Here is an 8677-nt window from a genome sequence, read left to right as displayed (position 1 = left end):
CGTCGGCCTCCTTGAGCGCGGCCTCGATCTCTTGAATCTGCCACTCGTTGATCTCAATAAACTCCCGGACGGCCTCGGAGGCCAGGAAAGACTTGCTACGGTGCGTGACAGCGGCAAGCTTATCCAGACGGGTCTTAAGCTCAGGATCCAAGCGGATAGTCATGGTTGTGGACTGAGACATGGTTCACCTCGATGTGTTTAGCTGTACACAATATAACACATATTGAGGCCGCACCGAGTTAAGCGAAAAAGTGCATTAGGGCAAAATTCTTACTATAGTGGACTGCATTAGCTGAACCCGCTCTTTAACACCTTGAACGCCTTAGAGAAAAAGTACGATGCGCTGAAAAGCCGCGTCGGAAAAACTATTTGTTGGTGAGCAGTTTGACTCAACGTGAGATCAGTATTACCTCAGAGCAAGATACTACGATCCAAGCCAAGGAAGGTTTACTCAGATGGATGAGTGGGATGGTAAAGCTTGTACTCCCATTACTCTGAATAAATACCTTTATGCTGATGCGAATCCTGCTAATGGGACTGATCCTAGTGGATATATGATGCTCGGTAATCTTGGGGCAGCTAATTATATAAATGGGATTATAACAACAACAGCTCGCGCTACTGTAAGAGTTTATAGCGGAAAGAATAAAGGTAAAGTTGTAAAGCTCACCAAGCAAGTTGGTTGTTTAATCGGAAAGCAATATGTAGATAGAAAACGTGACAGAGTGAAAGGGCACCATCCATTGCAGAAAAGCTTAGGAGGTGCGGATGAACAAGTTTTTTTATATACAGCTAGAAGAACTCATCAAATGCTCCATACTGTTCAAAATATGCTTATCCGAGAAAAAGGATTGCCTCCACTGAATAAAGGAGCTACATATTTCGATGGTTTCTTTTCGAATGATAAACCGGGACACACACCAAATAGCCCTCTAAAATAAAACCCCTCTTATCCCAGAGCGGGACTTTTGCTTTTATAAGAGCCGTGTTTATGGCTGGGGTTGCCTGATGGTCTTGAATGCTTCGAGTTCCCCGTCGAGTGGGTCGCACCTTTCATCGGCGAGGTATACCCGGTCCCGGCGAGGTGGTAGGGGTTGGCGTGTAGATCACAGGTGAAGCTTGGGAGTTTATTTTTCATTTCCAAATGATGACTGTCTTTGTATCCTGTATCTTCGCGCAGTTGATCAAGTCTGGATATTTAATTAAACCCTGATACAATTTCTCATTAGCAGTGCATCATTGGATATTATTTATTGACGTAGGTTTTGTGCTAATTCAATTACTTCTGCTATTTTTAATCATGCATTTCGAAAGGAATATTATATGGAATATTTTAAAGCACTTTTTTTATCAGGAACAATTTTGATTGCTTCCAGTGTTGACGCAGCCACATCAAAGTATGAAGTTCAAACGCCGACCACCGTGACACCCTATCAATTTCCCGGGCTGGACTTGAATAACGTTGAAGGTATCAAGCTAACAACAAGCACCACAAGTAGTAATCTTGGTTACAGTATAGACCGATTAGAAATAGAATTTCCGAATGCCAATAATCTGGTGGTTAGCAACTTAAAGTTATCCCCTAACAGTCCATCCTACTACGGTGTTGTCAATAATGGATATGTATTTCGCAAGCTGATTGTTGACGTAAACATAACATCTGCAAATCCTGTTTCAGGCGACAATATTGATGTCCGTGTATTTGTTGCAAACAATAATGATTTCAACAACGATTTTGCTCAGCCTCCACAAGGGGAGATGTTGTTAGAAACCCACGGCACAATAGTTGACGTAACAACCAATCCAATTGCTGACACACATTGGATGAAGGTCGATAGTGAAGGATTGAGTATGCGGCTATACCAACGTGCAGAGTATAATCCTACCGCGTCAATACCAAGTAACGGCTTTAAGCTCTACATGAACTGGATGGGGCATGGAGAGCAAACAGTCTATCTGAATACACCCTTTGCTCCCCAGGATTATTCACGCTTTAAGGCTATAGCTTTGAATGTAATTACTACTTCTGTTCCGGAGGGCGATGCATATTTTCTGGAAGTCGAATATGAGGATGAATCCGGTATGAGACAAATCGCACCTGCAGGTGACTTGCAGATGATTCTTAACCAAGCCTACCAACTGTAGTAAGCACGAATATGCAACACCCATTTTGATGGGTGTTGCATTCAACCTTCAAGTGATCAAGCATTAAGTAACACCAAATAAGTTTTGATTTCACAGTAATTCCGGTCACTTTCTCACACGTATTAACAAACAGAAAAAGTCTGTTAATCTACTCATCAGGGCTCGATCTATTAATCACACCATAATGAAGTTGGATAGTTTTCAAGAGCCAAATTTCCTCTTTTTTGTTATCCGTAGGAAAAGGGGTTTAAATATTATCCACTGTTTTTTTACTTGCTTTGAGGGTCAATAAATATCCCTATAATTCATGGTCTTTAAGGTGTCAGCTATTCCATTCGGATAGCAGTATCAAATATTTTCAGAGAAGGAAGATCCAATAGTCTACCGAGTAATCTCATGATATGTGCCTGAGAACGCAGATAGTCGACTCTTGATTTTATCAGTTCACCACCTACATCGGTGACTTGTTGCTGGGCATTCAATACATCAATGTTACTACGGTTTCCGGCTTTGAATGCTTTGCGTGTGATCATTAAAAGGTTTTCCGCATCCGTCAAGGACTTTTCATTCATTGTTACTCGTCGATGGTGTAGTTCACTCTCTTTATAGTATTGACGTAATTCTGCAGCCGTTGAGTTCTGTGCCGAGTGTAGTTCTTGCATTGCCTTACGTGATTGTGCTTTTGCCTCTTGCTCTAGTGCACTAACACTACCGCCTGAGTAAAGTGGCATCTCTAGTTGTAACATATAGCTGTTAGTTGTTGCGTTATTATTGATGTTTCCGGATTCTGTAAAATAACGGCTGGCACCACGAGTTGCGATTAGATCGAGTGTTGGCCAGTGACCGCGGTTCTGCAGTTGGATATTAGCTTCTGCAAGTGTAACGTTGTTTGTTGCTCGCATTAAAGTCGGATTGTCCCTCATCAACTGCTCTAGGGCTACTTTGATATCTTTGGGTGCGATCGATGGAAGTGTTTTATTGATCACGATCCTTCCAAGCGCTAGCTGCTGCTTGCCGATCAGTTTTGCAAGTTCAATCTGTTTCAACTCCCGTTCACTATAACGGGTTATTAATTGCGATTGCGCCAGACTTAGTCGCAAACCTGTTTCGGCTACCTCCGTAATGGAACCCAGCCCACCTTCTAGACGACGCTCATTGTTATAGACTTGCTCTTTGGTACTGGTGACCTGGCCATCTAGTACCCGAATATCCTCAGTTAATGCAATTAAATTTAATATGCTGTCAAGAATCAACATTGCTAGTTCACTTTGACGCTCTTGCAAGGCAAGTTGCGTTTCGATGCTACTGATACGGCTCGCATCCAGGGCTTGAAGTGCTTGAGGCTTAAATAGAGGCAGGCGTAAAGTTCCTTGTAAGGTACCACTTCGTTGTCTTAATTCATCATAATTACCACTTGATGGTTTATAGCGAGAGTCATCGTAGTTGACGCTTACAGATGCGTTTGGAAACAATGAAGCCCTGGCTTGCTTGATTCTGGCATTGCCAGCTTCGATCTCCTCAGATAGTGCCAGATTCTGTGGGTTGCATTGCCAGGCAATTTGAATCAAGGTGGTAATCAGATGATTTTTATTATTCTCATTGATTGCCTCTGGAGTCTGTGAGAGCTCATTGCAAGTTATTGATGTTTGTTGTGGCTCAGTCAAACCTATACTGCTCCAGAGCAGTAAGCTGAAGAGCAGCGGATAGTTGAGTCTCGATTTATAATGTGTGCCGAACATCAACTACTCCTAAGTATCATCGTTGGTAGGCATTTGATAGAGCGTATCCCCTGATGATCTCTCAACAAGCTGTCCCTCATGCAGTATAAAGACTCGATCCGTTGGGCTTATCAATTCTTCTTTCTGAGTAAATGAAACAAAGATTATGTCTGTTCTATTCAAAGCATCGTGGATTTGGGCATTAATGCCCTTGTCGAGATAACTGGTGGCCTCATCGAGAATCAATATATTTGGTCTTTTGTAGAGGGCTCTTGCTAACAGGAGTCGTTGCTTTTGGCTGCCAGAAAGGTTAGTACCTATATCGCCTACCATGGTCTGCAAGCCCTTTGGCATAGCTGTGATCTCTTCGTATAGTCCGACACTGCGCAAGCTTTCGGTTACCCGTTGTTGATTCAGGTTGTGATCAAAAAATGCAACATTCTCTAGAATTGGTGCAGCAAACAGTTGGTCTTCCTGAGTTACTGTACCTATATGGGCACGATATTGGACAAGATTGATCTGTCTTAGGTTGACGCCTTCGACAGTAATATCGCCTATATCAGGTATCAATAAACCAAGCATCAATTTGATCAGTGTTGTTTTGACTTTCTCCGAGAGTCCGAGGATGACAACTGAATCTCCCGATTTGATATCCAGGTTAATCCCGGAGACTATCCAAGGTTGGTCGTCGGTATGGCGATACCATACATCCTCAAACGCAATGTTGAAGCTTGTTTCAAAATCTGAGTGGTTTTCGCCAGCATCAATGTTGTGATGGTTAACTTCTATCACAATATCTTCTTGGGGAGGTTTCAAAAGTTGTTGTTTGCCTGATGACCTTAGTAAAAGCTCTCCTTCATGAAGCGTAAATACTCTATCGGTTTGGCTGAGTAGCTCTTCTCGATGGGTGATTGAGATATGGGTTCTGCCTGCATTACGCAAAGCAGCATGGACATGGGCTTGATTGCTCTTGTCGAGATGGCTTGTGGCTTCATCGAGAATCAGAATCTCAGGACTCTTATAGAGCGCTCGTGCCACCAGTAAACGTTGCTTCTGGCCACCAGAAAGGGTGGTGCCCATATCTCCTACCAGGGTCTGCATGCCCATTGGCATGGTGGTGACTTCTTCGAGCAATCCGGCACTACGCAAGCAATCAACAACGCGTTCTTGTTCCAGCTCCGGATCAAAAAATGCAACATTTTCCAGGATTGAGCCTGCAAACAGTTGATCTTCCTGCATCACCGTACCTATGTGTGAGCGATATTGAGCAAGATTAATCTGTCGTAGACTGATCCCATCAACCAGGATATCACCCTTATCGGGTGTCAATAAACCGAGCATCAATTTAATTAATGTCGTCTTACCACCACCAGAAAGTCCAATGATGACAATCGAGTCACCAGGTTGTATTTCCAGATTGATTCCGGAAAGTACCCAAGGTTCACCGTCGGCATAACGAAACCAAACATCCTCGAATACCAGACTAAGTCCAGTTTCCGAAGGTATAAGAGAAACACCTTCTTCTGTACTGTCACGTTCGTGGAGTACGATATCACTTAAGCGTTCAGTTTGAATGGAGAGGAGTTTGAAACTTACCATCTTATCTACGAATGCAGATGTTTTGGAGATGAATTGCTCCTTATAGCCAAGATAGGCGAACAGCATACCGATTGTGAATTCACGATTGATTATCATACTGGCGGCTAGCCAGATAACCAATGCGTTTTCAAGGGCAACTAAAAAACCATTGCCCAAGCGGAATCCGATATCGAGTTTCTGTAAAGCGATACGAGCGTTATAAACATCAACTTGCTGATTCAGCCATGTGGAAACACGAGTTGTCTCGAAGTTAAACAACTTCAAGCTTTGTACGCCTCGTATACTTTCCAGCGTAATACTGCTGAGTTTGGCATCACGTATGATCTCTTCCTCACTGCGTAAACGATAGACATGATAAAAATAGGTACGTAATAAGACATAGAGTAGTGCCGAGAGAACTACGATGAGAGTGAGTTCTACGCTGTAGAAGAGCATTACGCACAACGCAATTACTGCCATAATACTGTCCACGATACTCTCAATGAAACTATCTGTGATTACACGACGAATCTGATCCACAGCACCAAATCGGGACAGAACATCACCAAGGTTTCTTTTCTCAAAAAAGGAAATAGGGAGGCGTAACAGGTGTGAAAAAACGTTGGTCGACCACTGAAGATTCATACGTGTACCCATGACCATTAATAGCCAGGAGCGTAGCGATGAGGTGACAAGCTGGAATATCGTCAGCAAAAACATACCGCTAACCAGCACCAGAAGTAGTGAGTGATCGCCAGTTACCACAACATCATCGATGATCCACTGATTCAGCCATGGCAGAATGATAGCGACGATTTCCAGGATTAATGAGACGGCCAATATTTGTCCGAGGGAGCGCTTTAGCCCTACTACATGGCCAAGCAGGTTACGTAACCGGACTCGAGTCTTCTCCTTCTTGGGAGTGAAGTCCGTTCCTGGTGTCAGTTCCAGTGCTACACCAGTGAAGGAGCGTCCGAGTTCCTCCAGAGTTAGGCGACGTATACCAATACTTGGGTCATGAATAATCGCTTTGCCTCTCTCCATTTTAGTCAGAACCACAAAGTGACGCAGTTCCCAGTGTAAAATGCAGGGCATATTCAACTGAGTCAGTTCATCGATTTCCAACCTCAGAGCGCGACCTGCAAGTCCGATATCAGATGCAATATCGATCAATGTTTTTAAGTTGAGTCCCTTCAGTGACAATGAGAAGCGGTTACGTAGTGCGCGAAGGTCAGTTTCATAACCATATTGAGCTGCACACATGGCTAAGCATGCGAGGCCGCATTCTGCGGCTTCAGTTTGCAGTAGTACAGGCACTTTATTTCTTCGGCCTAGGTGCAAACGTTCAAAGATTTCCATGCGATACCGTGAATATAAGTGAAAGATTGGCTGTCATTAGATATTACTGCCCAAGGCCATTACTGGATCGAATACCCATTCGATAAGGCGTTTTCTCTCCAGATGGATATCTGCCTCAAGAGTTAGTCCGGCACGCAGTGAAATAGGTTTACCGTAAGCTTGGATATTCTGAGATTCAGGACGCACGGTAGCTCTGAAAAAAGTCATTCCCTGATGCTTTTCCATTAAGTGTGGAAAACGCGTTTGAAGCTCTACCCGTGAAGCGTCAACATTCGCAAGTTCTGTCAATTCACCCTCATAAACACCAAACTTTTGATAAGGGTATGCATCATAGCGGAGTTTTACACGCTGACCGGTTCTAAGAAAACCGATAGCGCTACTCGGTATAAATATCTGTACATCCAGGCTTACTCCCTGAGGTAAGAGGGTGGCAAGTGCTGTACCAGCTTCAACCTGTCTTCCGACATCAACTTGAATATTGCTGATGGTGCCATTGACGGGAGCTCGTACATAGCTAAGACGAGCGCTTCTCTGCTCAAGGCTTTGCTGTTTTGTTGAAAGCAGAGTGCGCTCCAACGAAGACTGATCAGCTTCGGTGCGTAGTTGTGTTGCACGGATATCACTCGTTGTCTCCATATGGCGGGATTTGAGAGAAATCAATTGTCGCTTTAAACCTTCGAGCCGGGTCTTTTGCTCAATATGCGAACTTACCTGCTGTTGGTATTGTAACTCAGGTATGATGCGCTCTTCATATAGCGGTTTCATGTTATCTAACAAGCTTTTTGCAGATTCAATATGTTGCTTTTGCAGTTCTATTTCAGTATCGAGGGAGTAGATCTCCTGTTTGAGAAGCGCGGCCTTCTTTTTTAGATTGAGTGCCGCATCCTTACCTTGATTGATACGATTACGGATCTCGTTTGTGAGATTTTCAGACTGACTCTCTAGGGTCTCTTCTATTAGTTGCTGAGTTTCACCCAAGTCATTGAATTTATCCTGACGTACTTCGAATAGCAGATCACCTGCAGCGACCTGGCTTCCTTCAGAAACCTTAACTTCATAGATTACACCTGATTCCCTGGCCATAAGATGGATAGCGCCATGGCCAGGAACAGTTAGGCCAAATACACGCTCCTTACGAGTAAACTCAGCAAATGTGAGGAATAGAATAATCGCAAGGGTAACAGCAGTAACAGTAAAGGTAAGACTCCATAGTTTTATTGACTGCGTCAGGAGAATTACACCCGTTTGGCGATTACTCTGCTGAGCTTCAACCACTTCTCTCCTAAAAAGTTCGTCATTCATCCCTGTGTCACTTTGTTCAGTACATCAACATACTCATGTAGATGAACTTTAGATTGAGTTTTGTAGATACTATTTTATTAAAGCTTAATGATCGCTTATACGATGAGTCAGTGTCTGCTTTAGATTGTTTTCAGAAAAGATTGGCCACAAAAGTGGCCAATCCAGATGGTTAGAAACTATCTCCAACCATAAGCTGAATCAAATCAACTTAGCACCACTTAGGTATGCATGAGGAGATGAAGTCAAAACAAAAGTGGTGACGGTGGTGACGGTGGTGATGGTGTCTGGGTTTTGGTTCACAGACAGGTGTTGGTGTGCATTCTGGAGTGGGTGGGCACTCAGGCTCAGCTGGTGCTGGTTGATCACAGCCGCCTTCTACTTTAGTGAGTTCCATAGCGTTCAATGTTCTCATAAAATGCTCCTTGAGTTATTGAAGTAATAATGTGATTTATGCACGAATCGAATAGAAAATGTGATTTAGTGCAATTCCATTTTTAGACCGTCGTCACGATCCGCGGATAGATTATCAACTTTTATCTTTTTGTCAAAGCTTCATTTGGAAAATATTATGTCAA

5 protein-coding genes and 1 pseudogene are annotated in these 8677 nt (G+C 43.4%); 2 read left to right on the top strand and 4 right to left on the bottom strand.

Annotated features, from left to right (window positions below):
• Positions 1–181: CopG family ribbon-helix-helix protein (locus AC4IFB_RS13630; protein ID WP_490780449.1), on the bottom strand; the 181-nt coding region annotated here is incomplete at its 3' end.
• 232 nt (positions 182–413) lie between these two features.
• On the opposite strand from AC4IFB_RS13630, the pseudogene AC4IFB_RS13625 reads away from it, so the two are divergent.
• Positions 414–941, top strand: a pseudogene (locus AC4IFB_RS13625) (RHS repeat-associated core domain-containing protein); the annotation flags it as partial.
• A 382-nt stretch (positions 942–1323) separates the two neighbouring features.
• The gene (locus tag AC4IFB_RS13620; RefSeq protein WP_490780448.1) at positions 1324–2145 is read left to right on the top strand and encodes a hypothetical protein; all 822 of its coding nucleotides are present in this window, start codon (positions 1324–1326) and stop codon (positions 2143–2145) included.
• A gap of 326 nt (positions 2146–2471) precedes the next feature.
• On the opposite strand, the gene AC4IFB_RS13615 is transcribed toward AC4IFB_RS13620, so the two are convergent.
• From AC4IFB_RS13615 to AC4IFB_RS13605, 3 genes are all read right to left on the bottom strand, one after another.
• Positions 2472–3884, bottom strand: coding sequence for a TolC family protein (locus tag AC4IFB_RS13615; RefSeq protein ID WP_490780447.1), 1413 nt, complete (start codon positions 3882–3884; stop codon positions 2472–2474).
• A 9-nt stretch (positions 3885–3893) separates the two neighbouring features.
• Positions 3894–6758, bottom strand: a complete 2865-nt coding sequence (locus tag AC4IFB_RS13610; RefSeq protein WP_490780446.1) for an ATP-binding cassette domain-containing protein — start codon at positions 6756–6758, stop codon at positions 3894–3896.
• A 78-nt stretch (positions 6759–6836) separates the two neighbouring features.
• On the bottom strand, positions 6837–8102 hold the full coding sequence (locus AC4IFB_RS13605) for an HlyD family secretion protein (RefSeq protein WP_490780445.1): 1266 nt from the start codon (positions 8100–8102) through the stop codon (positions 6837–6839).
• Positions 8103–8677 lie beyond the last annotated feature (575 nt).

The organism is Candidatus Thiodiazotropha sp. AKIB8, assembly GCF_058244675.1.
This window is presented reverse-complemented; position numbering and strand designations above follow the sequence as displayed.

Bases quoted from the DNA above. Each gene is read 5' to 3' on its own strand.
- AC4IFB_RS13605 (WP_490780445.1), bottom strand. From the start codon at position 8,102: ATGAATGACGAACTTTTTAGGAGAGAAGTGGTTGAAGCTCAGCAGAGT.
- AC4IFB_RS13620 (WP_490780448.1), top strand. From the start codon at position 1,324: ATGGAATATTTTAAAGCACTTTTTTTATCAGGAACAATTTTGATTGCT.
- AC4IFB_RS13615 (WP_490780447.1), bottom strand. From the start codon at position 3,884: ATGTTCGGCACACATTATAAATCGAGACTCAACTATCCGCTGCTCTTC.